Consider the following 23,161-nt stretch of genomic DNA (forward strand, 5'->3'; position numbering starts at 1 on the left):
GAGAGGAGCTCCACCATGACCGGCACGACCACCGACCTCGCCGTCGACGTCCGCGGCCTGCGCAAGTCCTACGGAGACCAGCAGGTGCTCGACGGCGTCGACCTCGCCGTCCGCGCAGGCACCGTCACCGCGCTGCTCGGCCCCAACGGCGCCGGCAAGACCACCGTCGTGGGCATCCTGTCCACGCTGCTCGCGCTCGACGGGGGCACCGCCCGCGTCGCCGGGCACGACGTCGTCACGCAGCCCGGGGCCGTGCGCGCCGCGATCGGCGTCACCGGCCAGACGTCCGCCGTCGACGACCTGCTGACCGGCGTCGAGAACCTGCGGCTCATGGCGTCCCTGCACCACCTGGGACGCCGCGAGGGGCGCGAGCGCGTCGACGCGCTGCTCGCACAGCTCGGGCTCACCGACGCCGCACGCAAGCCCGTGGCCACCTGGTCGGGCGGCATGCGCCGCAAGCTCGACCTGGCGATGACGCTCGTCGGCAGCCCCAGCGTCGTCTTCCTCGACGAGCCCACCACGGGCCTGGACCCCCGCAGCCGTCGCACCCTGCGGGACGAGGTGCGCGCGCTCTCCGCCGCCGGCACCACGATCCTACTCACCACGCAGTACCTCGAGGAAGCCGACCAGCTCGCCGACCGCGTCGCGGTGCTCGACGGCGGCCGCATCGTCGCCGAGGGCACACCGGCCGAGCTCAAGTCGGCCCACGGCGCGAGCTCGCTCGACGACGTGTTCCTGCGCCTCACCGAACCCTCGACCGGCCCGACCGCCGACCCCGACCCGACGACGCAGGAGGTGGCCTGATGACCACGCTGACCCTCACCCCGACGGCGCACGCGCGCCCGGTGACCGACACCCTCACCATGCTGCGCCGCAACCTCCTGCGCGCCGCCCGCTACCCGGGGCTGACCAGCTTCACCCTCGCGATCCCCGTCCTGCTCCTGCTGCTGTTCGTCTTCGTCTTCGGCGGGACGATCGGGGCGGGTGTGATGCCCGGTGTCGACCCGGGCGCGGACGGGCGGGCGGCCTACCTCGACTACATCACACCGACCATCCTGCTCTTCGCGGTCGTCGGTGCGGCGCAGAGCGTCGCCATCACCGCCGCGATGGACGCCACCGGTGGCATCATGGCTCGGTTCAAGACCATGGCGATCTCCCCCGGCTCCGTGCTCGGCGGGCCGGTGCTCGGCACCGTGGTCCAGGCCCTCGTGGCCGTCGCGGTGGTGCTCGGGCTGGCGGTCGCGCTCGGCTACCGGCCGGGCGCCGGGCCGCTGGGCTGGCTGGCGCTGACCGGGCTGCTCGCGCTGGTCACGTTCGCCTTCAGCTGGCTCTGCGTCGCGATGGGGCTGTCCGCGAGGTCGGTGGAGACGGCGTCGAACACGCCCATGATCCTCACCGCGCTGCCGTTCCTCAGCAGCGGGTTCGTCCCGGTCGAGACCATGCCGGCGGGCGTGCGCTGGTTCGCCGAGCACCAGCCCTTCACGCCGATCATCGAGACGACGAGGTCCCTGCTCACCGGAGCGTCGCCGGACGTCTCGACGACGCTCCAGGCCGTCGGCTGGTGCGTCCTGGTCGGGGCCGTCGGCTACGCCCGGTCCCGCTCCCTGTACCGCCGCGAGCGCCGCTGACGGCTCGGGCGGGCAGGGAGCCCGGGACGATCAGCTGGACGCGCTGCCGTCGGCGCTCGTGCCGTTCTGGGCCGCGGCGATCTGCGCGCGGACGTCGTCCATGTCGAGACCCTTGACGGCGTCGACGACCTGGGCGAGCGCGGGCGCCGGCAGCGCGCCGGGCTGGGAGAAGACGAGGACACCCTCGCGGAACGCCATCAGCGTCGGGATCGACGTGATGCCTGCCGCAGAGGCGATCGCCCGCTCGGCCTCGGTGTCGATCTTGCCGTGCACGACGTCGGGGTGGGTCTCCGAGGACGCCTCGAAGACGGGTGCGAACTGCCGGCACGGGCCGCACCACTCGGCCCAGAAGTCCACGAGGACGATGTCGTTGTCCTTGATGGTCTGCTCGAACGTGGCGTCGGTGAGCTCCTGCGTGGCCATAAGTGTCCCTTCCTGGGGCGTCGTGGGTTCCTCCCGTTCAGCGTGCCACGGCGCGCTGGTATTCCCGGGCACCCCGCCTGCGGGGCGCCACCGCGCTCTAGGGTGGCTCCTGTGACGAACGCCACCGACGGTCGACCCGACGAGACCGACCCCGCGCTGCCCCCCACGGATCGCCGCCAGGGAGCGCCCCCCTCCCGCCGGACGATCGCCGGCTACGCGATCGGCTCGGTCGGGACCGGCGGCTTCGGTACCCTGCCCGGTCTCGTCCTGCTCTACTACCTGACGGACGCGCTCGCCGTGCCCGCCGCCCTCGCCGGCCTCGTCGTCACGGGTGCCAAGGTGTGGGACGTCGTCATCGATCCCGCCATCGGGTACGCCACCGACCGCGACCTCGCCCGGCGAGGCTCGCGCCGCCGGCTCATGACGATCGGTGCCCTCACCCTGCCCGTGTTCTTCGCGCTCACCTTCGCGGTACCCGCGGGGACCACCGGCACCGCCGCAGCGCTGTGGGTCCTCGTGGCGTTCCTCCTTGCCGCGACGTCGTTCAGCCTCTTCCAGGTGCCGTATATCGCGCTGCCCGCCGAGATGGTGGGCAGCTACGACGGGCGCACCCGCCTGCTCGCCTGGCGCGTGGCGGTGCTCGCCCTCGCGATCCTGCTGTTCGGCGCCGGCGGGCCGGCGCTGCGCGGGGACGGCGACTCCCTGACCGGTTACCTCGTCATGGGCGTGGTGGCCGGCGTGACCATCGGCGCGGGCATGCTCGTCACCGCCCGCACCGCACCCCGTACCACCCCGCGCGCGGCAGCGGGCGGCCCGCTCGGCGCCGCCCCGCGTGGCGCGGTGCGCGACGCCGTCCGCGGGTCCGTGCGGGAGGCCGCCGGGGCGCTGCGCCGCAGCACCCCCTTCCGGATGCTGCTCGTCGCGTTCGTCCTGCAGGCCGTCGCGGTCGGGGCCATGCTCGCCGGCGCCGCCTACGTCGCGACGTACGTCCTCGACTCCGAGTCCGCCGTGAGCCTGCTGTTCGCCGCGCTCATCGCCCCCGCCCTGCTCGTCATGCCGCTGTGGACCCGCATCGCCCGGCGCACCGGCAAGGAGCGCGGCTTCGTCGTCGCGACGGTGCTGTTCACCGTCGCCACCCTCGGGATGGTCCCTCTGCTGTGGGTCCCCGGCCCGTGGGTGTACGCGCCGACGGCGCTCGCGGGCATCGCCTACGCCGGCATGCAGGTGCTGCCGCTGTCGATGCTGCCCGACGTCATCGCGCACGACGCCCGCGTCCACCGCCCGGGCCGGGGCGGGGCGTTCAGCGGGGTGTGGACGGCCGGGGAGACGACCGGGATGGCGCTCGGGGCCGGAGCGCTGTCGGTCGTGCTGGGCGTGACCGGGTTCCGCCCGTCCACCGTGGACGTCGACCTGGTCCAGCCCGCCGCCGCGATCGACGGCATCGTGTGGAGCTTCTCCCTGCTCCCCGCGGCCCTCGTCGCGGGCAGCCTGCTCGCCCTCGCGCGGTACCGCCTGCGCAGGGAAGACATCGACGGAGAGGACCGACAGTGACCCATGAGACCACCGGACCAGAAGGGCTCCCCGCCGTCCCCGTCCGCACCGACGGGATCCTCGAGCGGCTCGACGCACTGCGCACCGCCGACGCCCCGACGCACGGCGGACGGGTGCTGTCCTACGTGTACGACCCGGACCTCGCCGAGCTCGACGAGCTCGCCGCCCGGGCGATCCGCGCGGTGCAGCCGCTCAACGGGCTCGACCCGACGACCTTCACGTCCGTCGGCGTGATGGAGCGTGAGCTCGTCGGCTTCGCGCGCGACGTCCTGCACGGCGACGACGAAGTCGTCGGGACGGTGACGACCGGCGGGACCGAGAGCTGCCTGCTGGCCGTCAAGGCCGCGCGCGAGGCATGGCGTGCACGCGGCACGGGCGGCACGGGTGGGCCGCGCATCGTCGCGCCCGTCACCGTGCACGCCGCGTTCCACAAGGCCGCGCAGTACCTCGGCCTCGACCTCGACCTGGTCCCCGTCGACCCGGTCACCGGCGCCGTGCGGGCCGCCGACGTCGTCGCCCGGCTGGGAGCGGACGTCGCGCTCGTCGTCGTCTCCGCCCCGTCGTACCCCTACGGCGCGATCGACCCGGTGGCCGAGGTCGCCGCATCCGCCGCGGACGCCGCGATCCCGGTCCACGTGGACGCGTGCATCGGCGGCTGGGTCCTGCCCTTCTGGCCCGACGACGTCCCGCCCTTCGACTTCCGGGTGCGCGGCGTGACGAGCATCTCCGCGGACGTGCACAAGTACGGCTACGCCCCGAAGGGCACCTCCGTGCTGCTCGTGCGCGGGCGCGACCTGCAGCGCGGGCACTTCTTCGCCACGACCGCCTGGCCCGGGTACCCGGTCGTCAACCCGACCGTGCTCGGGTCCCGGTCGGCCGGTCCGCTCGCCGCCGCGTGGGCCGTGACCCAGGCGCTGGGTGTGCCGGGCTACGAGGCGCTCGCCGCCCGCTGCGCCCACGCCACGGCCCGGCTCACCGCGACCGTCGCGGGCATCACCGGGCTCCGGCTCATGGGTGCGCCGACCGGGCCGCTGCTCGCGGCCGCCGCGGACACCGGCCGGCCACCGCACGAGCAGGTCGACCCGCACGTGTGGGCCGACCGGGTCCGAGGCTACGGCTGGGTGCTCCAGCCCCAGCCCGCGAGCACGCAGCCCGACGGGACGCGCCTCGGGCGCACCACGCACCTGACCGTGACGCCCGTCACCGCGCGCATCGTCGACGAGCTCTGCGACGACCTCGTCCGCGCCGCCGACGAGGTCCGTGGTGAGCCCGCCCCCGACCCCGCCGACGTCGTCCGCGCGCTGACGGGCCGCATGCTCCCGGGTGCGGGCACGGCCGACGTCGCCGCCGCGCTCGCATCGCTCGACGCCGCGGGAGCGTGGGCCGTGCTGCAGCACGCCGGCCTGGGCGGCACGGACGCCGAGCCCGGCGTCGACGTCCCGGCCGAGACGGCCCCGCTCATGGCGCTCGTCGACGGGCTGCCCGGGCCCGCGGTCGAGCGCCTGCTCGTCGAGCTCATCGCCCGCCTCGTCGAGCCCGCGGGGCACCGGCCAGGCACTCCTGGTAGAACAGTCGGGTGACGGACACCGCGGACTTCCCGCCTGACGACAACTACTCCCGCGACGAACCGGCCCCCGCCGGCTGGCTGAGCCCGGAGGAGATCGCCGCGACCCGTTCCCGGGTACCCCTCGTCTACGTCGACGCCATCCCGGTGCGTGTCGACGACTCGGGCGACGTCGTGGCGGTCGGTCTGCTGCTGCGCGTCTCGACCGACGGCCTCATGACACGGGCGCTCGTCTCCGGCCGCGTGATGTACCACGAGCGCATCCGCGACGCGCTGCTGCGCCACATCGAGAAGGACCTCGGCCCGGTCGCGCTCCCCCACGTCCCGGCGTCCCCGCAACCCTTCACGGTCGCCGAGTATTTCCCGACCCCGGGGATCACCGCCTACCACGACCCGCGCCAGCACGCGGTGTCGCTCGCGTACGTCGTCCCGGTGTCCGGAGACTGCCGCCCGCAGCAGAACGCCCTCGACCTCGCATGGCTCACACCCGAGCAGGCGTGCAGCGACGAGGTCCAGTCGGAGATGCGTGGTGGGCAGGGCGTGCTCCTGCGCCAGGCGATGGCGTTCGTGGGCCGGCTGCCGTGACCGAGGCGACGGGCGCCACGCCCGTCGGCACCGCACCCCCGCCCGCGACGACGCCCACGCGCCCGACCGCCGCCCGGTGGTGGCACGGCGCGGTCGCGGTGATCGCGCTCGTCGGGGTCCTCATGGAGGTCGTCACGGCGGTCGTCGAGGGCCCCGGGACCGCCCCGACGCACACCGAGCGCATCGTGCGCGTCTTCAGCTACTTCACCATCCAGTCGAACCTCCTCGTCGGGATCACGTGCCTCCTGCTCGCCCTCGACCCGCGCCGTGACGGGCCGGTCTTCCGCGTCGCCCGGCTCGACGGCCTGCTGTGCATCGCCGTGACCGGCGTCGTCTACCACACGGCGTTGCGCGGGCTCGTGGACCTCACGGGTGCCGGCGTGATCTCGAACCTGCTCCTGCACACCGGCGCACCCGTGGTCGCCGTGATGGGTTGGCTGCTGGTGGGACCACGGCCGCGCACGGGCGCCCGCACCGTCTGGTGGTCGGTGGTCCTCCCGCTCGCGTGGATCGCCTATACGTTCCTCCGGGGCGCGGTCGTCGACTGGTACCCGTACCCGTTCCTGGACGTCTCCGCGATCGGCTACCCGCAGGCGCTGGCCAGCACGGCCGTCGTCGCCGTGCTGTTCCTGGCCCTCGCCGCCGTCGTCGGTGTCGTGGACCGGCGGCTGCGCCCCGCGCCCTGACGCTGCGCCCCGCGCCCTGAGTGCGTCCGGGGTCCGCGCTGACGCGATCGGTCACCGCACCTCGGCCAGCGCGTTCTGCGTCGCGGTGTGGATGACGTCCGCGACGGTTCCTGCCTGCGTCATGAAGACGGCGTGGCTGGCGGAGACCTCGGTGATCTCGGCGCCCGCGCGCGTCGCCATGTGCCGCAGCATGGCCTGGTCGAAGGACTGGTCCTCGGTGGCGATGACGGCCCAGGCCGGCTTGTCCCGCCACGCGGCGTGCGTGACGGGCGTGGCGAACGCCGACATGTTGATCGGCACCTGCGAGTCGCGCAGGAACGCCGCGTCCTCGTCGCCGGCGTCCGCGGCGAAGCCGAGCTTGAACGTGTCGTGGTGGAGGAAGCCGAACCCGTCCTCACCGACGTCGATGGTGAAGTTCGGCGTGGGCGCGAAACCCTCGTACTGCTGCGCCGTGCTCTCGCCGCTGTCGGGAGCCAGCGCCGAGACGTACACCAGTCCGGCGACGGCGGGGTGGTTGCCGGCCTCGGTGATGACCGTGCCACCCCAGGAGTGACCGACGAGGATCGTCGGACCGTCCTGCAGGTCGAGCACGCGCGTGGTGGCCGCGACGTCGTCCGCGAGCGAGGTGAGCGGGTTCTGCACGATCGTGACCCGGTGCCCTCCGGCCGTCAGCGTGTCGTACACGCTCCGCCAGCCTGAACCGTCGGCGAACGCGCCGTGCACCAGCACGACGTTCTTGATGCCTTCGTCCGTGTGACTCATGATGCCGTTCCTCTCCTGTCCCGCGTGCCTCCGCCCGCGGGGTCGTCGTCGAGCCGGCGGCTGCCGGCCCGGGGGTGTGGCTCGGTGGATCGTCGAGCGATGTGGCTCGTCGAGCGGTCACCGGGCGATGGCCGCGAGGATGGTCCGCGCGACGACCTCCGGCTGGGAGACCGCGACCGCGTGCGAGGCGTCCTCGACGCGCGTCGTGCCTCTCGACCCCGCGCGCTCCGCGAAGAAGGCGAGCGCGGCCTCGGGGATGTTCTTGTCGGCGCTGCCGTAGACGAACCACGACGGGATGCTCCGCCACCCCGGCGTCGGGGCCGCGAGCGCCTCGTTCAGGGCGCGGTCGGAGATCGCGCGTTGGGTCAGGCCCATGAGCGTCGCCGTGGCGTCGTCGACGTCCGCGCAGAACTGCCGGTGGAACAGCTCGGGACGGATGGTGAGATCGGTCTCGCCCGATGTCAGCGGCGTCCCGGTGACGCTCTCGCCGAGCGTGCTGCCCGGGTAGAGCCCCGTGAGCTGGGCCGTGCTCTCGCCGGTGTCGGGGGCGAAGGCGCCGACGTAGACGAGGGCCTCGACGTTGCTGACGGCGGACGCCGCCTGCGTGGTGACGAAGCCCCCGTAGGAGTGTCCGACCAGGACGACCGGGCCGTCGACGCCCCGCACGACGTCGGCGACGTACTCGCCGTCGCTCGCCACGCTGCGCAGGGGGTTGGACGCCGCGACCGCGCGGACGCCGTCCTGCGCCAGCCGTTCGATCACGCCGTTCCAGCTGGAGTTCTCGGCGAAGGCGCCGTGCACCAGCACGACGGTGGTGTTGCTGTGGGGAGACATGATCACTCGCTCCTTCCGTGAGTACCGAGCGCCTCGCCCAGGACGTGGACGGCCTGCGCGATCGCCGCGGCGGCCGCCGCGGAAGAGCGCAGGGGGTTGACCATCAGGAAGTCGTGGAGGATGCCGTTGTAGCGGACGCTGGTCGTTCGCACTCCGAGCCGGGTGAGCCGACGGCCGTAGGCCTCGCCCTCGTCGCGCAGGACGTCGTTCTCGTCGACGACGATGAACGTCTCGGGCAGCCCCGCGAGCTCCTCGTCGGACGCGCGCAGCGGCGAGACGATCGGGTCCGACCGCACGGCCGGGTCGGGTGTGTAGGCGTCCCAGAACCACGCCATCGACGCCGCCGTCAGGAACGGCCCGTCGGCGAACTCCCGGTAGCTGTCGGTGTCCTGCGCCCCGTCGGTGACGGGGTAGTACAGGGACTGATGGACGAACGCGACATCGCCACGTCGCCGGGCGAGGAGAGCGACCGCCGTGGCCATGCACCCGCCGACCGAGTCTCCCGCCACCGCGAGCCGGCCGGCGTCGAGTGCCTCCGACTCCGCGTTCTCGACGATCCACCGGGCGGTGGCGTACGCCTGCTCGACGGCGACGGGGAAGGCTGCCTCGGGCGAGCGGTCGTACTCCACGAAGGCGAGCGCCGCCCCGGCCCCCGCGCACAGCTCGCGCGTGAGCCGGTCGTGGGTGGCCGCGTCGCCGAGGATCCACCCACCGCCGTGGACGTACAGGATGACCGGGAGCACCCCGGTCGCCCCCGGGGGCCGGAGGATCCGGACCCGGACGTCGCCGACGTCCGCCGGCACCGTCACCCAGCTCTCGTCGACCTCGACGGTGACGACCGGTGCGGACTGGACGTCCTCGAGGACCTTCCTCGCCGCATCCGGTCCGATCTCGTACAGGTACGGAGGCCTGGCCGTCGCGTCCGCGAAGGCCTGCCCCTCCTTCTCCAGCACGTGCTCGACCATGTCCTGCTCCCCTCGGTGCTCCCGGCTCGTGCGGGCGGTGGTACGCCCCGCACACAGCGAGCATCTGCCGCCCGGGCGACGCGCTGAAGAGTCGATCGACTCGCACGGGTCATCAAGGGGTCGTCACGGGTCACGCGAGTCGGACAGCACGACGCTCGGGAGCGCCCGCAGGTCGTGTCGGAGAGAGGGGGTGCGGGCCGGCACCCGCCGTTCGTACCATCGATCATGGTGACCCCCACGCCGTGCGACGGCGGCGCGCCTGCTTCGTCCGCACTCGTCCTGCGGCACGCCGAGGACCTGTACCGTGGCGAGCCCGTCCCCCCGGCGGCCGTCGAGCGCCTCGCCCGGCATGATCACTGGTTCGAGATCCTCCCCCGCCCCAGCGAGGTTCCAGCCGCAGGCACGGCGCTCGTCGACGACTTCCGCGCGCTGACGCCCGATCTCCGTGGGCATCTGGTGGCGCTCGCGCTGCAGGGCCCGGTGGGCGCTGCGACCGTGGTGCGCGCGTCGGCCGCCTCGACAGGATGGGTGGAGGTCGCACCGCACGGACGCATCGAGTGGGCCTCCGACCTGCACCGGATCGCCGCCCTGGCGGCCGCCGAACCGGACGACCACCGGCTCGCGGGCGCTCTGCGACTCCCGGACCGCTCGATGCCCGGCGGAGCTGCGCTCCACCTGCTCCTCGCCGACGAGGCGGTCCAGGTCCCGGACCTGGTCGTCGCCGCCGACTTCTTCGCGCACTCCGACCGGCCGTCGTGGGCGGTGCACTGCCTCGTCAGTGCCGCCGACCTGGCGACCACAGCGGGCAGCACGGCCTCGCTGGCCGCCGCAGCCGCCAACATCGCCGCCTTCGACGGGGACTTCTGCGTCGCCGAGCGCGTCCTGGAGCGCTTCGCGGTGTCGGACACACGAGTGCTCGTCCGGGAGAGCGCCCCGGCCCGAGCACTGCGGCAAGCTCTCGTCGAGAACGATCCCGTCGCGGCGAGGTCGACCGTCCTCGCACGGCTGGGAGAGGACGACCTGACCTCCAGCGCCACCGGAGAAGCGCTCGCCGTCTACGCCCTCGCCAACGTGATCGACGGCGACGTGACCGCGTGGGAGGGCTTCGTCAAGACCTGCACCGCGGTGCCGGTGCCGCTGCACCCCGAGATCGTCGCGATCGCGGCCACCTACGGCGCCCCGAACATCGCGTCCGAGCCTCATCTGGGCTTCCCCGTCGCTGCCGACGGGCGCGGATGGCTGCAGCTCGCGGCATGCATGAACTCGGCCCTCCACATGTACCGCGAGATGCGGCTGGGCTCGTCCGACCCGCCCCTCGGCGTCGGGACGGGCGTGGACAACCGCCTCGTCCGGATGGTCGCGGCGACGTCGGCCTCGGTCATGCTCGCGCACAACCAGCACTGGAGCAGGCTCGAGACGGCGCTGAGCATCGCGGACGAGACCACCGACATCGTGCCGAGCCCTCTCCTGCGTGTCAGCGCCGAGACCCTACGGGCGCTGGTCGAGGCGTTCCAGGGCGAGCCGGACTCGGCGCGGGAGCGCGTGGACCGCCTCCGCGCGGAGCCGGCGTTGCGTCGCGGCTACCGGCTGAGGATGGTCCTGGACTCCGTCGAGGTCATGCTCGAAGGGCAGCAGGGCAACTACGAGCAGGCGCTCGCGCTGCTGTCCACCCGTCAGCCCGACATCCTCGACCTCACCGTCGGTCCGTGCGGCCCGGTGGAGCTGTTCGACTTCGTCGACTACGCACTCCTGCTGCACCAGGACGAGGAGGCGGCGGCGCGGGTCGAGCGGACCCGGGACCTCCTGCGTGAGCACCGCTCGGAGCGGGCCGACTTCGTGCTGGCCGCCTGCGACGCGGCCATCGCCGCACGCACGACGCTGACACCTGCGGAGGAGCTGCTGGCTCGCGCACAGTCGCTGCCCTTCGTGTACGAGTCCGCTCGCCTGCGCCTGGTCTACGCCGAACGCCTGAGAAGGGCAGGACGCACCGAACAGGCCCGGCGCCACCTGCTACGTGCAGAGCTCGACCTGAGGAGCGCGCAGGCCGGTGCATGGACGGGCAGGGTGCAACGCGAGCTCCGCGCATGCCGGCGGGAGATCGGCGTGACCGTCGCCGATCTCACCGAGCAGGAGGTGCGCATCGCGGAGCTCGCCGCCGACGGTCTGTCGAACAAGGAGATCGGCGCACGGCTGTACCTGTCGCCGCGGACCGTCGGCGGCCACCTCTACAAGATCTATCCGAAGCTCGGCATCACCACGCGTGCGCAGCTGCGCGACGCGTTGTCCGCGACGCGAGGTGAGTGAGCAGTCGTGCCCGGCAGGGTCGATCACCGGGGACGAAGGTCCCCCGCACCGGGGACCAGCGCACCTGCGAGCGCCGGTGCGCCGTCCGGCAGGCTCGAGGTCATGCGAAGCGAGAACGACGTGCCCGAGGCAGTGGTGGTCTACGAGTCGATGTTCGGCAACTGCCGCCGTGTCGCCCACGAGGTGGCCGAGGGTCTCGGCCGCCATGCCCGCGTGACGGTCGTGGACGTCGCCGACGCCGCGACGCGGCCCGAGCTGCTCGACGGCGCGGACCTCCTGGTCGCCGGTGGCCCGACCCACGCGTTCTCGATGTCCCGTCCCGGCTCGCGCGCCGAGGCCGTGCAGCGGGCCAGCGAACCCGTCGCCGCCCGCACGGTCGGCCTGCGCGAGTGGTCCGGCGCCCTGCCGGACGCCGGCACCCCCCGGCTGGCCGCGACGTTCGACACCCGCGCCAGCAGGATCCGCTCGGTCCCCGGCTCCGCCGCACGCTCCGCGGCCAAGGTCCTCACCCGCAAGGGCTACGAGCTCGTCGTGCCCTCGCGGTCCTTCTTCGTCGAGGAGTACCAGGGTCCGGTCGCCCCGGGCGAGCTCGACGCCGCCCGCACCTGGGGCGACGTCCTCGGCGCAGCGCTGCTCAGCGCCACCACGTCCCTGCGGAGCGCCTGAGCCGCACGCTCGGTGCTCGTCAGAGGTCGAGCCGCGGCCAGTCCTCGAAGTCCTCGCGCATCCGCCGGTCGTGCGTCGCCACGACGACCGCGGCCGGGGTCACGCGCAGCGCCTGCGTGAGCTCGTCGACGAGGTCGATCGACAGGTGGTTCGTCGGCTCGTCGAGCAGCAGCAGGTGCGGGACGGCCAGCAGCGCACGGGCCAGGTCGAAGCGGCGACGCTGCCCGGCGGACAGCTCGCGCAGCGGGCGCTCCAGGTCCTCCTCGCTGAGCAGACCGAGGAACGCCACGGGCACCAGGTGGTCGGGGTCGAGCCGGCCGGCGTCGAGCAGGTCCAGCGCCTCGCGCGCGTACTCGTCGAACCCCGTGCGCTCGCGGGCGTCCGGCCCCAGGTCGGGACCCTCCTGCGCGACGACGCCCGTGCGGACCCCGTCGCGCACCGTGCGCATCCCCCGGTCCAGACCGATCGCTCCCGCGAGCACGCCCAGCAGCGTGGACTTCCCGCTGCCGTTCACGCCCGTGATGAGCAGACGACCGGACGGCGGGATCGCGATCCGGGTGCCCGGCAGGTCGAGCCGCGCCGCGCCGTCGGGCCCCACCCGGGGGTTGCGCACCTCGACCAGGGGCGCCTCGGTGTCCCAGCCGGGCGAGAGCGCCGGCAGGTCGGGGAAGGTGAGCTGCAGCGGCGGGACAGGGACCTCGACCGCGTCCGCCTCGAGCCGCTCGATGAGGCGGTCCGCCGCCTTGACGTGGATGCGGGCACGCGTCGCGCGCCGGTGCTTCTGGCTGCCCTTGGGCGGGCGCCACTCGTCCGACAGCCCCTCGTACGACGCGTCGAGCACCGCCGCGAGCTTCTCGGCGCGCTTGCGCTCGGCGCGGTAGCGCTGGCGCCAGCGGTGCAGCGCCTGGTTCTTCGCGAACCGGTAGGCGAGGTACCCGGGCTGGCCGTAGAGGACCGGGCGCCCGTCCATGGCGGGGTCGAGGTCGAGGATCTCGGTCGCGACGTCGTCGAGGAGCTGGCGGTCGTGCGTGACCATGACCACTCCGCCGCGCCAGGCCACGACCTCGCCCGTGAGGTAGTCGATACCGCTCGTGTCGAGGTGGTTGGTCGGCTCGTCGAGCAGCAGGAGGTCGGTGCGCTCGGCGAGGCGGCACGCGAGCCGCACCCGGTAGCGCTCCCCGACCGACAGGCTCGCGAGCTCGCGCTCCGGGTCCCGGCACGCGCCGAGGCGGGACAGCGCGACGTCGACGCGCCGGTCGGCGTCCCACACCGCGAGGTGCTCCGCGCGGGCGAGCAGCTCGGTGAGCTCGGCAAGGTTCCCCTGCTCGTGGTCGAAGCCCTGCGTCGCCCGCTCGAGCTCGCCCGCGACCGTGCGCAGGGACGTCAGGCTGGCGGAGACGAGGTCGCCGACCGTCTCCCCGGGCACCGGGACGAGCTCCTGCTCGACGACGGCCAGCGTCCCGTCGCGACGCACGTCACCGGCCGAGGGGTGCAGCCGCCCGGAGAGCACACCGAGCAGCGTCGACTTGCCCGTGCCGTTCTCCCCCACGACACCCAGCCGGGTTCCCGCGGAGACCCGCAACGACACGTGCTCGAGGACGGGACGGCCCGGGTAGGCGAAGGCGAGGTCGTCGGCGGCGAGGTGCACGTCGACAACCCTATGCGGGCCGGTGCACCCGCGCGGACGCGGCCCCCGGGTGGAGGCCCCGTCGGGGGTACGGTCGGCACATGCGTCGTGCCGCCCTCCCCGTCCTGCTCGCCGTCGTCGTGGACGTCGCGGCGATCCTCGCGCTCGCCGTCGGGGGGCGTGCCTCCCACTCCGCCGACAGCCCGCTCACCGCGGTGGTGGGGATCGTCTGGCCGTTCGCCGTGGGGCTCGCGGTGGGCTGGCTCGTGCTGCGCGCCTGGCGCCGGCCGCTGGCCCCCTGGCCCGTCGGTGTCGGGCTGTGGGTGGGCACGTGGGGCGTCGCGATGGTGCTGCGCGCCGCGACGGGCGCGGGCCTCGCACCGGCGTTCCTCGTCGTCTCGGCGGCGTTCCTCGGCGCGACGCTCGTCGGGTGGCGGCTTCTCGCGCCCGCCGTGACGCACGTCCGGCAGCGCCGGGCGCGGGACGAGGTCGTGCGCAGTACCGTCGGGGGATGAGCGCACCGCCGGCCGGGGAGGCCCGCAGGCAGGCCCGGGCATGGGTCGTCGCCCTCGCGGGCATCGCCGACGTGGTGAGCGTGCTCGCGCTCTCGCTGCTCAGCCCCTCTGCTCGCGACGGCGGGCCGGCCGGCGCGATGAGCGCCGCCTGGCCGTTCCTCGCCTCCCTGGCAGTGGGGTGGCTCGTCGCCCGCGCCTGGCGACGCCCGACGTCCCTCTGGCCCACCGGGCTGGTCGTGTGGGGCATCACCTGGGCGCTCGGTGTCGTGCTGCGGGTGACGATGACGAACGACACCGTCCCGGCGTTCAACCTCGTCGCGTTCGGTGTCCTCGCCGCCACGATCCTCGGGTGGCGGGCGGTCGTCGCGCTGCGCGACGTGCTCTCCCCGCCCGAGCGCCGCCGCCGCGCCGCCCGGTTGTCCGGGCGGCGCTGACCGGCGCACGACCTCAGCCGGCGAGCACCCGGACCACGTCCGGGGCCAGAGCACGGAACGCGGTGCCGCGGTGGCTGATCGCGTTCTTCTCCGCGGCGCTGAGCTCCGCGCACGAGCGGGTCTCGCCCTCGGGCAGCAGGATCGGGTCGTAGCCGAACCCGCCGGTGCCGCGCGGCACGGTGAGCAGCGTGCCCCGGAGCTCCCCGGTCCGCACGACCTCGAGGCCCTCCGGCGTGACGAGCGCGGCCGCGCACACGAACGCGGCACCACGGTGCTCAGCCGGGACCGACTCGAGCTGGGCGAGGAGCAGCCGGAGGTTGGCGACGTCGTCGCCGTGGCGCCCGGACCACCGCGCGGAGAAGATCCCGGGTGCGCCGCCGAGCACGTCCACGGCGAGGCCCGAGTCGTCGGCGACGGCGGGCAGCCCGGTGGCCGCGACGAGGGCGCGCGCCTTGATGAGGGCGTTCTCCGCGAACGTCACACCGTCCTCGACGGGCTCGGCCGCGCCGACGCCCGCCGCCGTGACGAGCGCCTCCTCGTCGAGGTCGAGGCCCGGCTGGGCGCCGAGGATGGCCCGCAGCTCGGCGAGCTTGCCCGGGTTGTGCGTCGCGAGGACGAGGCGCGCCCCGGCGGGAACACCTGCCGGCACGGCGACGGGGGCCGTCACCGGCTGGACGCCGTCTCGAGCGCGGCGAGCTGCAGCGCGGTCAGCTCGGAGGTGCCCCGCAGCGCGAGGTCGAGCAGGACGTCGAGCTCGGTGCGGTTGAACGGGGTCTGCTCGGCGGTGCCCTGCACCTCGACGAAGTCCCCGGACCCGGTGACGACGACGTTCATGTCCGTCTCGGCGCGCACGTCCTCCACGTAGGGCAGGTCGAGGACGGGGGTCCCGTCGACGATGCCCACGCTCACGGCGGCCACCGAGTCCGTGAGGACCTTCTTGCCGCCACGGATCGCCCCGTGCCGCTGGCCCCACGCGACGGCGTCCGCGAGCGCGACGTACGCACCCGTGATCGCCGCGGTGCGGGTGCCGCCGTCGGCCTGCAGGACGTCGCAGTCGAGCACGATCGTGTTCTCGCCGAGGGCGCCGACGTCGATCACGGCACGCAGCGACCGGCCGATCAGCCGCGAGATCTCGTGCGTCCGGCCACCGATGCGGCCCTTGACCGACTCGCGGTCGCTGCGGGTGCTCGTCGAGCGCGGCAGCATCGCGTACTCGGCCGTGACCCACCCCTGGCCCGAACCCTTGCGCCAGCGCGGCACGCCCTCGGTGAACGACGCGGCGCACAGCACCCGTGTGCGGCCGAACTCGACGAGGACGCTGCCCTCGGCGGCGTCGAGCCACCCCCGGGTGATCGTCACGGGTCGCAGCTGGTCGGGGGTGCGCCCGTCGGGTCGTACGGCTGGGCGTGCGGCAGGGTTCGCAGAGGTCATGCGGCCCACCCTATCCGCGCCGTCAGACGTCGAAGACGGCCCCCGACGTCGCGACGTCGATCGGGCCGTCGTACACCGCGCGCGCCTCGGCGACCGAGCGTTGCGGGTCGTTCCAGGCCGGCAGGTGCGTGAGGACGAGCCGCCGGGCGCCGGAGCGGGCCGCGACCTGCCCCGCCCGGCGACCGGTGAGGTGGATGCCGCGCGGGACGCCGTCGTCGCGCCCCTCGTGGAACGCCGCCTCGGCCAGCAGCAGGTCGACGTCCCGGGCCAGGTCGACCACCCCGTCGCAGAGGTCGGTGTCGCCGGTGTAGGCGAGCGTGACGCGTTCGCCCGGTCGCAGGCTGGACGGCCCCGTGACGCGGACCCCGTACGCCGGGACCGGGTGCAGCACCTCGAACGGCTCCAGCTCGAGCGGGCCGAGGGTCGTCGGCAGGCCGGGCTCCCAGGTGCGGACGTCGAGCTCGGCGTCCATCGTCTCGCCCGCCTCCAGCCCGTACGCCACCGCGAGGCGCCGGCCCGTCCCCTGCGGTCCCCACAGCGGCAGGCTCTTGCCCGTACCGGTGCGCTGGGACCCGCGCTCGGGGTGGTACCGCAGGTAGACGTAGAGGCCGCACACGTCGACGAAGTGGTCGGGGTGCAGGTGGGAGAGCCCGACGCCGTCGAGGTCGAGCGGGTCGACGTGGCGCTGGAGCGCACCGAGCGAGCCGTTGCCGAGGTCGAGGACGAGGTTCCACGCGCGCCCGTCGGGCGAGACGTCGGCCGGCACCTGCACCAGGTACGACGACGCGGGCGAGTCGGGCCCCGCGAACGAGCCCGACGTCCCGACGGTCACCAGACGCATCAGACGGCCTCCACGAGGGAGACCTCGGGGCCGAGGAAGCGCCGCGCGAGATGGTCGAACGGCTCCGCGCTGCCCGTGGCCACGAACCGGTGCGTGGGCGGCCCGACGTCGCGCGAGCGCTCGAGGCCGTGCGCCACGAGCTGGCGGTAGACGTCCTTCGCGGTCTCCTCCGCGCTCGAGACGAGCGTGATGTCCTCGCCCATGACGTACGAGATCGCGCCGGTGAGCAGCGGGTAGTGCGTGCAGCCCAGCACGAGCGTGTCGACACCGGCCGCACGGACCGGGTCGAGGTAGGAGTGCGCGACGTCGAGCACCTCGGGGCCCGAGGTGATGCCGGCCTCGACGAGGCGGACGAACTCCGGGCAGGCGCGCGACGTCAGCGAGATCCCCGGCGCGACGGCGAACGCGTCGTCGTACGAGCGGGACTCGATCGTGGCCCGGGTCCCGATCACCCCGATCTTGCCGGTGCGGGTGGCGGCCACCGCGCGGCGGGCCGCCGGCAGGATCACCTCGACCACGGGCAGGCCGTGGCGCACCGTGTAGCGCTCGCGCGCGTCCCGCAGCACCGCGGACGACGCCGAGTTGCACGCGATGACGAGCATCTTCACACCCTCGTCGACGAGCTGGTCCATGATCGCCAGGGCCATCGCGCGCACCGCGGCGAGGGGCTTGGGCCCGTACGGGCTGTTCGCGGTGTCACCGATGTAGTGCAGCGCCTCGTTGGGGAGCTGGTCGAGGATCGACCGGGCGACGGTCAGACCGCCCACTCCCGAGTCGAAGATCCCGATGGGTGCGTCGTTCACGGGATCGAGCCTAGTGCCGGGCCCGCGCCCGCGCGGCGGGACGCGGGGCTCTCGGCGTGTGACGTGCACCGCCGACCGCACCCGGGGACGCCGAAGGGCGCCGCACGGGTGCGGCGCCCTTCGCGAAAGACCTGCGGGTCGGAGCCTGCGCGACCCGCGCCCCCTAGACCGTCTTCTTGCCCCGTCCCACAAGCCCCAGCACGAGGCTGACGACGAGCACGGCGATACCGATCCAGATGAGGATCTTGGCTGCTTCGACGGCAACGCCGAAGACGAGCAGCACAACACCGACGAGCAGGATGATGAGCCAGGTAGGCATGAGTGTCCTCTCTCTTGGCCGGGACACGTGCGCCCCGGTCGAAACATCACCGTGGCACTCCCTCGGACCACTCGCATCTTCAGCGGGCGTTCAGGTGGCACCTCGGCGCAGCTGGTCGAGCATCAGGCCCACCAAGGACTCCTGCAGCCAGCCTGCCAGGAGGAACACCCCGGCGAACGCCCGGCGGGCGTCGCTGCCCCGTGCCCGTCCCGCGACGACGTCGTCGTAGAGCCGCTCGACCTGCTCGTCAGTCGTCAGGCCGAGCCGCTCGGCCAGGACCAGCCGCAGGTCGGTGAGTGCGCCCGCGAACCGGTCGGCGTCCGCACGCTGGACGACGACGGCGTCCCCGGCGCCGAGCAGGCGCGCCAGGTGGCGCAGGCGCTCGGACTTCTCGTCCACGAGGTCGGCCTGCGTCAGCCGGCGGAACTCCTGACCGACCGCGTCGTCCTCGCGGGACGCGTCCGGCACGAGGCGCCGCAGCGCGGGGTCCGTCGGCGGCGCCACCGGACCGCTCGACCAGGCCGTGCCGAGCAGGTCGTCCAACTGGCCGCTACCCGGCTCCGCGGCCGAGGCCGGCCCGCCCTGCCCGGACGCGTGCGGCGCGAGCATCTCCACGACGTCCGCGGTCACGCGCCAGAGCGCGTACCGCTCGTCGGGACCGACCTCGGCGACATACCGGTCGCCGTCGGCGCGGAAGGGGCGCATCGTCACCCGCGTCACGTCCCGCTCCGCTGCAGGGTCGCCCAGAGGCCGAACCCGTGCATCGCCTGCACGTCGACCTCCATCCTCTCCCGGCTCCCGTGCGAGACGGTCGCGCGGCCCTGGCGGTGCACCTGGAGCATCAGCTCGTCGGCACGCGCCTGCGAGTAGCCGAAGTACGACTCGAACACGTAGCTGACGTACGTCATGAGGTTGACCGGGTCGTTCCACACGACGGTCGTCCACTCCGGGGCCTGCTCGGCGAGCTCACCCACCTGCTCCTCGATCTCCGTGGCGGTGCCCGTCGATGCGGTCGGGACAGGTTCGAGCGACGTTCTGCGCGTGGCGGGAGGGACAGCAGGAGCGGGAGATCTCACCCCACCACTCTAGGACCGCGCGCGGCGCCGGACAGCAGCGCCCACGATCGTCGCTCCTGCCCTAGGTTAGGTCCATGCATCCCGCCGACCGACCGGGCGACGACGCCCTCTCCGTCCAGGTGACCACGGGAACGGCTGCGCACGCGGGCACGAGCACCGCCCCCCACGCAGGCGCCGGGTCCACCGCTCTCCTGACCGACCGCTACGAGCTGACGATGCTCCAGGCCGCGCTCGCCGACGGCACCGCGCACCGGCACTGCCTGTTCGAGGTGTTCACCCGCCGGCTCCCGGCCGGTCGGCGCTACGGCGTGCTCGCCGGGACGGGCCGCGTCCTCGAAGCACTGTCGGCGTTCCGTTTCGACGACGGACAGCTCGACTGGCTCGCGCGCGAGCAGGTCGTCGACTCCCGCACGCTCGACTACCTCGCCGACTACCGCTTCGCCGGCTCGATCACCGGCTACGCCGAGGGCGAGGTCTTCTTCCCGCACTCCCCGGTCATGGTGGTGGAGGGGACGTTCGCCGAGGCCGTCCTGCTCGAGACGCTCGTGCTGTCGATCCTCAACTACGACTCCGCGATCGCGTCGGCGGCGTCCCGCATGACGAGCGCCGCCGTCGACCGCCCCTGCCTGGAGATGGGTGCTCGGCGGGCGCACGAGCAGGCGGCGGTGGCGGCGGCCCGCGCGGCGACCGTCGCGGGTTTCGCGGGCACGTCGAACCTCGAGGCGGGCCGCCGCTACGGCCTGCCGACGATCGGCACCGCCGCGCACGCCTACACGCTCCTGCACGACGACGAGGAGTCGGCCTTCGCGTCGCAGGTCGCGTCGCTCGGGCCCGGCACGACGCTGCTCGTCGACACCTACGACGTGCGCAAGGGCGTGCAGAACGCCGTGCGCGCGGCCGGCACCGGGCTCGGCGCGGTCCGCATCGACTCGGGCGACCTCGGTGTGCTGGCCGTCGAGGTCCGCAAGCAGCTCGACGGGCTCGGTGCCCGGGACACCCGGATCACGGTGACGTCCGACCTCGACGAGTACGCCATCGCCGCGCTCGCCGCCGCCCCCGTGGACTCCTACGGCGTCGGGACCTCGCTCGTGACGGGCTCCGGCGCGCCCACCTGCGGCATGGTCTACAAGCTCGTGGCCAGGGCGGACGCGTCCGGGATCATGCAGTCCGTGGCGAAGGCCTCGACCGCCAAGACCAGCAGCGGTGGCCGCAAGATCCCGGCGCGGCAGTACGGCGACGACGGTCGCGCGGTCGCCGAGGTGCTCGTCACCGGCCGCGAGGACGTCGTGGCGCGGTGGGAGTCCGCGGACGAGCGGCTGCGCCCGCTGCACGTGCCGCTGGTGGTCGACGGCGCCGTCGACTCCCGGTGGGTCGGCGCCTACGGGGTGCAGACCGCCACGCAGCGCCACCACGAGTCGCGCGCCGAGCTGCCGCGCGGCGCGCGTCGGCTGTCCGACGGCGAACCCGCGCTGCCGACCGTGACCCGCCACCTCGAGGACTGATTCGGCCACCGGCCTGCTCCGGTCAGCCGCCCGTCACTTCTTCCCGACGAACCAGCCGCGCAGGACCTCGAGACGCGCGTCGAGCTGGTCGACCGACGCGAGCGGCACCTCGGGGCCACCGCACCGGCGCCGCAGCTCGGTGTGCACCGTGCCGTGGGGCTGACCGCTGCGCCGCGCCCACGCCGAGACGAGCTGGGCCAGCTCCTTGCGGCGCTCCGCGGCGCGGCGGTGGTCGAGCTCGGAGCGTTCCTCGGCTGCCCGTGCCGTGCGCGAGCGGGTGCTCAGCTGGTCCGCCTGCCGCTGCCGCAGCAGGGTCGTGACCTGGTCGGCGTCGAGCAGCCCCGGGATACCGAGGAAGTCCTGCTCCTCGTCGGAGCCGACGTCGGCCTCGGTGCCGAACTCGCCGCCGTCGAACAGCACCCGGTCGAACGAGGCCTGCGCCTCGAGCGCCTCGAAGCTGCCCTGCATACCGTCCGCGAGCGAGTCGGACGCCTTGTCCTCGGCGTTGGCCGCGGCCATCAGCGCGTCCTCGGGGTTGTACCCCTCCCCCTGCTCCTCGGCCGTGAGCGGTCGGTCGAGCGCGTGGTCGCGCTCGATCTCCAGGCCGTTGGCCAGCCCGAGGAGGTGCGGCACGCTCGGGAGGAAGACCGAGGCGGTCTCTCCGCGACGCCGGGCACGCACGAACCGGCCCACGGCCTGCGCGAAGAACAGCGGCGTCGACGTCGACGTCGCGTACACGCCCACCGCGAGCCGGGGGACGTCGACGCCCTCGGACACCATCCGCACCGCGACCATCCACCGGGCGTCGGAGTCCGCGAACTCCTCGATGCGCCCGCTCGCGCCCTCGTCGTCCGAGAGCACCAGCACCGGAGACTTCCCCGTGATCCGCGCGAGGTGCCCGGCGTACGCGCGGGCGTCGGCCTGGTCCGTCGCGATGACGAGGCCGCCGGCGTCCGGGATGGCCCGCCGGACCTCCGAGAGCCGCTTGTCCGCCGCGGCCAGCACCGACGGGATCCACTCCCCCTCCGGGTCCAGCGCGGTGCGCCAGGCCTGGCCGGTCATGTCCTTCGTGAGCGCCTCGCCGAGACGCGCGCTCACCTCGTCGCCGGCCTTGGTGCGCCAACGCATCTGCCCCGAGTAGGACAGGAAGATCACGGGGCGCACGACGTGGTCGCGCAGCGCCTCGCCGTAGCCGTACGTGTAGTCCGCCCGGGAGCGGCGGATGCCGTCGGGCCCGCGCTCGTACGCGACGAACGGGATCGCCGCGGTGTCCGACCGGAACGGCGTCCCGGTGAGGGCGAGCCGGCGGGTCGCCCCGTCGAACGCCTCCCGCACGGCCTCGCCCCAGGACAGCGCGTCACCGCCGTGGTGCACCTCGTCGAGGATGACCAGCGTCGGCGCCGCCTCGGTACGGGCCGCGTGCAGCGCAGGCTTGGCGGCGACCTGCGCGTACGTCAGCGCGACGCCGTCGTACGACGAGCCGTGGCGACCCTGGCTGTTGCGGAAGTTCGGGTCGATGCTGATGCCCACGCGAGCGGCGGCGTCGGCCCACTGGTGCTTGAGGTGCTCGGTCGGCGCGACCACCGTGACCCGGCGCACCACCCCCTGCTCGAGAAGCTCTGTGGCCACCCGCAGGGCGAAGGTCGTCTTGCCGGCACCCGGCGTCGCGACCGCGAGGAAGTCCCGCGGCGACCGGGTGCGGTAGAGGTCGAGCGCCTCGGCCTGCCACGCGCGCAGCTTGGACGCCGCACCCCAAGGGGCGCGTCGAGGGAAGGCGGGTGACAGGTGGGAGGCCGCCGCCGAGGACGGGCTCTGCGGAGCGTTCGGTACCGGGGAACCGGGACGTGCGGTGGGCGAGGTGGGCGTCTGGTGGGGCTGACCGCTCACTTGCCGGAGTCGCCCTCGCCGTCCTGGGGATCCCGCAGGCCGTCGTAGATCTCCTTGCAGACCGGACACACCGGGAACTTCTTGGGGTCGCGGCCCGGTACCCAGACCTTGCCGCACAGCGCGATCACGGGCTTGCCCGAGAGCGCCGACTGCATGATCTTCTCCTTGCGCACGTAGTGCGCGAAGCGCTCGTGGTCGCCCGGCTCGACCTCCTCACGCGTCTCCTCGCGCTCGAGCACCGACGTCGAGCCCCCGGTGCGGGGGTCACGGGTCGGGTCGTCGAACCCGGGGTCGGAGGACGCGCGCACGAGAGGTTCGGTCATGGTCCTGATTCTACGTCCCTCTCGTGCGCGCGGTTCGGCCGTCACACCCCCGTCACGGTGTACGGAGGCTCACAGCCCTTGCCAGTCGGGCTTGGACAGGTACGTCTGGCGGTAGTACCCCGCGAGCTGCAACCGCGACGCCGCAGCGTCGTCAACCAGCACCGTCGCGTGCGGATGCATCTGCATGATCGTCGCCGGCCACAACGCGCTCACCGGACCCTCCACCAGCTGGTGCACCGCCTCCGCCTTGCCCTTGCCCGTGGCCAGCAGCACCAGGTGCCCCGCCGACATGATCGTCGCCAACCCCTGCGTCAGGCAGTGCTGCGGCACCTGCTCGATGTCATCGTCGAAGAACCGCGCGTTGTCCTCACGCGTCTGCGCCGTCAACGTCTTGATCCGCGTCCGCGACGCCAACGACGACCCCGGCTCGTTGAA

General features: G+C 73.8%; 26 protein-coding genes. 11 read left to right on the forward strand and 15 right to left on the reverse strand.

The features are described from left to right. The first annotated feature begins 15 nt into the window (after positions 1-15). Both OHL10_RS15850 and OHL10_RS15855 read left to right on the forward strand, forming a co-directional pair. Complete coding sequence (locus tag OHL10_RS15850; protein WP_265523193.1) at positions 16-804, forward strand: ABC transporter ATP-binding protein; 789 nt, start codon at positions 16-18, stop codon at positions 802-804. Continuing rightward, positions 804-1,628 carry an ABC transporter permease gene (locus OHL10_RS15855; RefSeq protein ID WP_265523194.1) on the forward strand — a complete coding sequence of 275 codons (825 nt, stop codon included), beginning with the start codon at positions 804-806 and terminating at the stop codon, positions 1,626-1,628. The genes OHL10_RS15850 and OHL10_RS15855 overlap by 1 nt, the downstream gene beginning before the upstream one ends. Before the next feature lie 30 nt (positions 1,629-1,658). Here OHL10_RS15855 and trxA read toward each other — a convergent pair whose 3' ends face one another. After that, positions 1,659-2,051, reverse strand: coding sequence for a thioredoxin (trxA, locus tag OHL10_RS15860; RefSeq protein ID WP_265523195.1), 393 nt, complete (start codon positions 2,049-2,051; stop codon positions 1,659-1,661). A 111-nt stretch (positions 2,052-2,162) separates the two neighbouring features. Between trxA and OHL10_RS15865 the strand changes: the two genes are divergently transcribed. Genes OHL10_RS15865 through OHL10_RS15880 form a run of 4 tightly spaced genes read left to right on the forward strand, consistent with a single transcriptional unit; the run spans position 2,163 to position 6,437 of the window. Next, positions 2,163-3,602, forward strand: coding sequence for an MFS transporter (locus OHL10_RS15865; RefSeq protein ID WP_322645577.1), 1,440 nt, complete (start codon positions 2,163-2,165; stop codon positions 3,600-3,602). Beyond that, positions 3,599-5,182: a pyridoxal phosphate-dependent decarboxylase family protein gene (locus OHL10_RS15870; protein ID WP_265523196.1), complete on the forward strand. Its 1,584-nt coding sequence runs from the start codon at positions 3,599-3,601 to the stop codon at positions 5,180-5,182. Before OHL10_RS15865 ends, OHL10_RS15870 begins: the two co-directional genes overlap by 4 nt. Next, positions 5,179-5,751: an NUDIX hydrolase family protein gene (locus OHL10_RS15875; RefSeq protein ID WP_265523197.1), complete on the forward strand. Its 573-nt coding sequence runs from the start codon at positions 5,179-5,181 to the stop codon at positions 5,749-5,751. Before OHL10_RS15870 ends, OHL10_RS15875 begins: the two co-directional genes overlap by 4 nt. Further along, positions 5,748-6,437 (forward strand): Pr6Pr family membrane protein, encoded by a 690-nt coding sequence (locus tag OHL10_RS15880; RefSeq protein WP_265523198.1) that lies wholly within the window; start codon positions 5,748-5,750, stop codon positions 6,435-6,437. Before OHL10_RS15875 ends, OHL10_RS15880 begins: the two co-directional genes overlap by 4 nt. 51 nt (positions 6,438-6,488) lie before the next feature. Here the strand turns inward: OHL10_RS15880 and OHL10_RS15885 are convergent, their stop codons facing one another. From OHL10_RS15885 to OHL10_RS15895, 3 genes are all read right to left on the reverse strand, one after another. Further along, entirely contained in the window at positions 6,489-7,199 is a 711-nt protein-coding gene (locus OHL10_RS15885) for an alpha/beta fold hydrolase (protein WP_265523199.1), read from the reverse strand. Positions 7,200-7,316: 117 nt separating this feature from the next. Beyond that, on the reverse strand, positions 7,317-8,033 hold the full coding sequence (locus OHL10_RS15890; protein WP_265523200.1) for an alpha/beta fold hydrolase: 717 nt from the start codon (positions 8,031-8,033) through the stop codon (positions 7,317-7,319). A 2-nt stretch (positions 8,034-8,035) separates the two neighbouring features. Further along, the gene (locus OHL10_RS15895) at positions 8,036-8,998 is read right to left on the reverse strand and encodes an alpha/beta hydrolase (RefSeq protein ID WP_265523201.1); all 963 of its coding nucleotides are present in this window, start codon (positions 8,996-8,998) and stop codon (positions 8,036-8,038) included. A gap of 225 nt (positions 8,999-9,223) precedes the next feature. On the opposite strand from OHL10_RS15895, the gene OHL10_RS15900 reads away from it, so the two are divergent. Beyond that, positions 9,224-11,302 (forward strand): helix-turn-helix transcriptional regulator, encoded by a 2,079-nt coding sequence (locus tag OHL10_RS15900; RefSeq protein ID WP_265523202.1) that lies wholly within the window; start codon positions 9,224-9,226, stop codon positions 11,300-11,302. A gap of 102 nt (positions 11,303-11,404) precedes the next feature. After that, complete coding sequence (locus OHL10_RS15905; RefSeq protein ID WP_265523203.1) at positions 11,405-11,968, forward strand: flavodoxin family protein; 564 nt, start codon at positions 11,405-11,407, stop codon at positions 11,966-11,968. A 19-nt stretch (positions 11,969-11,987) separates the two neighbouring features. Here OHL10_RS15905 and OHL10_RS15910 read toward each other — a convergent pair whose 3' ends face one another. Continuing rightward, positions 11,988-13,616: an ABC-F family ATP-binding cassette domain-containing protein gene (locus tag OHL10_RS15910; RefSeq protein WP_265523204.1), complete on the reverse strand. Its 1,629-nt coding sequence runs from the start codon at positions 13,614-13,616 to the stop codon at positions 11,988-11,990. Positions 13,617-13,696: 80 nt separating this feature from the next. On the opposite strand from OHL10_RS15910, the gene OHL10_RS15915 reads away from it, so the two are divergent. Together OHL10_RS15915 and OHL10_RS15920 are read left to right on the forward strand one after the other, a co-directional pair. After that, entirely contained in the window at positions 13,697-14,110 is a 414-nt protein-coding gene (locus OHL10_RS15915) for a DUF3054 domain-containing protein (protein ID WP_265523205.1), read from the forward strand. Next, positions 14,107-14,544 carry a DUF3054 domain-containing protein gene (locus tag OHL10_RS15920; RefSeq protein WP_265523206.1) on the forward strand — a complete coding sequence of 146 codons (438 nt, stop codon included), beginning with the start codon at positions 14,107-14,109 and terminating at the stop codon, positions 14,542-14,544. Before OHL10_RS15915 ends, OHL10_RS15920 begins: the two co-directional genes overlap by 4 nt. A gap of 13 nt (positions 14,545-14,557) precedes the next feature. On the opposite strand, the gene rdgB is transcribed toward OHL10_RS15920, so the two are convergent. The 7 genes from rdgB to clpS all read right to left on the reverse strand — a co-directional run bounded on the left by rdgB (position 14,558) and on the right by clpS (position 19,014). After that, entirely contained in the window at positions 14,558-15,211 is a 654-nt protein-coding gene (gene rdgB / locus OHL10_RS15925; RefSeq protein ID WP_265523207.1) for an RdgB/HAM1 family non-canonical purine NTP pyrophosphatase, read from the reverse strand. Next, positions 15,208-15,975, reverse strand: a complete 768-nt coding sequence (rph, locus tag OHL10_RS15930; RefSeq protein WP_265523208.1) for a ribonuclease PH — start codon at positions 15,973-15,975, stop codon at positions 15,208-15,210. The genes rdgB and rph overlap by 4 nt, the downstream gene beginning before the upstream one ends. Positions 15,976-15,997: 22 nt before the next feature. After that, positions 15,998-16,816, reverse strand: a complete 819-nt coding sequence (locus tag OHL10_RS15935; protein WP_265523209.1) for an MBL fold metallo-hydrolase — start codon at positions 16,814-16,816, stop codon at positions 15,998-16,000. Beyond that, positions 16,816-17,619, reverse strand: coding sequence for a glutamate racemase (murI, locus tag OHL10_RS15940; RefSeq protein ID WP_265523210.1), 804 nt, complete (start codon positions 17,617-17,619; stop codon positions 16,816-16,818). Before murI ends, OHL10_RS15935 begins: the two co-directional genes overlap by 1 nt. A 163-nt stretch (positions 17,620-17,782) precedes the next feature. Then, positions 17,783-17,938 (reverse strand): hypothetical protein, encoded by a 156-nt coding sequence (locus tag OHL10_RS15945; protein ID WP_265523211.1) that lies wholly within the window; start codon positions 17,936-17,938, stop codon positions 17,783-17,785. Positions 17,939-18,028: 90 nt separating this feature from the next. Next, complete coding sequence (locus OHL10_RS15950; RefSeq protein WP_265523226.1) at positions 18,029-18,643, reverse strand: DUF2017 family protein; 615 nt, start codon at positions 18,641-18,643, stop codon at positions 18,029-18,031. 11 nt (positions 18,644-18,654) lie between these two features. Next, a complete protein-coding gene (gene clpS / locus OHL10_RS15955; protein WP_425499024.1) occupies positions 18,655-19,014 on the reverse strand; it encodes an ATP-dependent Clp protease adapter ClpS in 360 nt (119 codons plus the stop codon). Positions 19,015-19,229: 215 nt separating this feature from the next. Between clpS and OHL10_RS15960 the strand changes: the two genes are divergently transcribed. Further along, on the forward strand, positions 19,230-20,516 hold the full coding sequence (locus OHL10_RS15960) for a nicotinate phosphoribosyltransferase (RefSeq protein WP_425499026.1): 1,287 nt from the start codon (positions 19,230-19,232) through the stop codon (positions 20,514-20,516). Between the two features lie 33 nt (positions 20,517-20,549). On the opposite strand, the gene OHL10_RS15965 is transcribed toward OHL10_RS15960, so the two are convergent. The 3 genes from OHL10_RS15965 to OHL10_RS15975 form a co-directional block, all read right to left on the reverse strand. After that, complete coding sequence (locus tag OHL10_RS15965; RefSeq protein ID WP_265523228.1) at positions 20,550-22,301, reverse strand: DEAD/DEAH box helicase; 1,752 nt, start codon at positions 22,299-22,301, stop codon at positions 20,550-20,552. Between the two features lie 98 nt (positions 22,302-22,399). Next, positions 22,400-22,726 carry a DUF3039 domain-containing protein gene (locus OHL10_RS15970; protein ID WP_265523213.1) on the reverse strand — a complete coding sequence of 109 codons (327 nt, stop codon included), beginning with the start codon at positions 22,724-22,726 and terminating at the stop codon, positions 22,400-22,402. Positions 22,727-22,795: 69 nt separating this feature from the next. After that, the coding region (locus OHL10_RS15975; protein ID WP_265523214.1) for a sugar phosphate isomerase family at positions 22,796-23,161 on the reverse strand (366 nt) is incomplete at its 5' end.

It is taken from the genome of Oerskovia flava (assembly GCF_026163685.1).
GTDB lineage: Bacteria > Actinomycetota > Actinomycetes > Actinomycetales > Cellulomonadaceae > Oerskovia_A > Oerskovia_A flava.

Coding starts and splice junctions, on each gene's coding strand:
- OHL10_RS15850 (WP_265523193.1), top strand. CDS start 16: ATGACCGGCACGACCACCGACCTCGCCGTCGACGTCCGCGGCCTGCGC.
- OHL10_RS15855 (WP_265523194.1), top strand. CDS start 804: ATGACCACGCTGACCCTCACCCCGACGGCGCACGCGCGCCCGGTGACC.
- trxA (WP_265523195.1), bottom strand. CDS start 2,051: ATGGCCACGCAGGAGCTCACCGACGCCACGTTCGAGCAGACCATCAAG.
- OHL10_RS15885 (WP_265523199.1), bottom strand. CDS start 7,199: ATGAGTCACACGGACGAAGGCATCAAGAACGTCGTGCTGGTGCACGGC.
- OHL10_RS15890 (WP_265523200.1), bottom strand. CDS start 8,033: ATGTCTCCCCACAGCAACACCACCGTCGTGCTGGTGCACGGCGCCTTC.
- OHL10_RS15895 (WP_265523201.1), bottom strand. CDS start 8,998: ATGGTCGAGCACGTGCTGGAGAAGGAGGGGCAGGCCTTCGCGGACGCG.
- OHL10_RS15900 (WP_265523202.1), top strand. CDS start 9,224: ATGGTGACCCCCACGCCGTGCGACGGCGGCGCGCCTGCTTCGTCCGCA.
- OHL10_RS15905 (WP_265523203.1), top strand. CDS start 11,405: ATGCGAAGCGAGAACGACGTGCCCGAGGCAGTGGTGGTCTACGAGTCG.
- OHL10_RS15915 (WP_265523205.1), top strand. CDS start 13,697: ATGCGTCGTGCCGCCCTCCCCGTCCTGCTCGCCGTCGTCGTGGACGTC.
- OHL10_RS15920 (WP_265523206.1), top strand. CDS start 14,107: ATGAGCGCACCGCCGGCCGGGGAGGCCCGCAGGCAGGCCCGGGCATGG.
- rph (WP_265523208.1), bottom strand. CDS start 15,975: ATGACCTCTGCGAACCCTGCCGCACGCCCAGCCGTACGACCCGACGGG.
- OHL10_RS15935 (WP_265523209.1), bottom strand. CDS start 16,816: ATGCGTCTGGTGACCGTCGGGACGTCGGGCTCGTTCGCGGGGCCCGAC.
- OHL10_RS15945 (WP_265523211.1), bottom strand. CDS start 17,938: ATGCCTACCTGGCTCATCATCCTGCTCGTCGGTGTTGTGCTGCTCGTC.
- OHL10_RS15950 (WP_265523226.1), bottom strand. CDS start 18,643: ATGCGCCCCTTCCGCGCCGACGGCGACCGGTATGTCGCCGAGGTCGGT.
- OHL10_RS15960 (WP_425499026.1), top strand. CDS start 19,230: ATGCTCCAGGCCGCGCTCGCCGACGGCACCGCGCACCGGCACTGCCTG.
- OHL10_RS15970 (WP_265523213.1), bottom strand. CDS start 22,726: ATGACCGAACCTCTCGTGCGCGCGTCCTCCGACCCCGGGTTCGACGAC.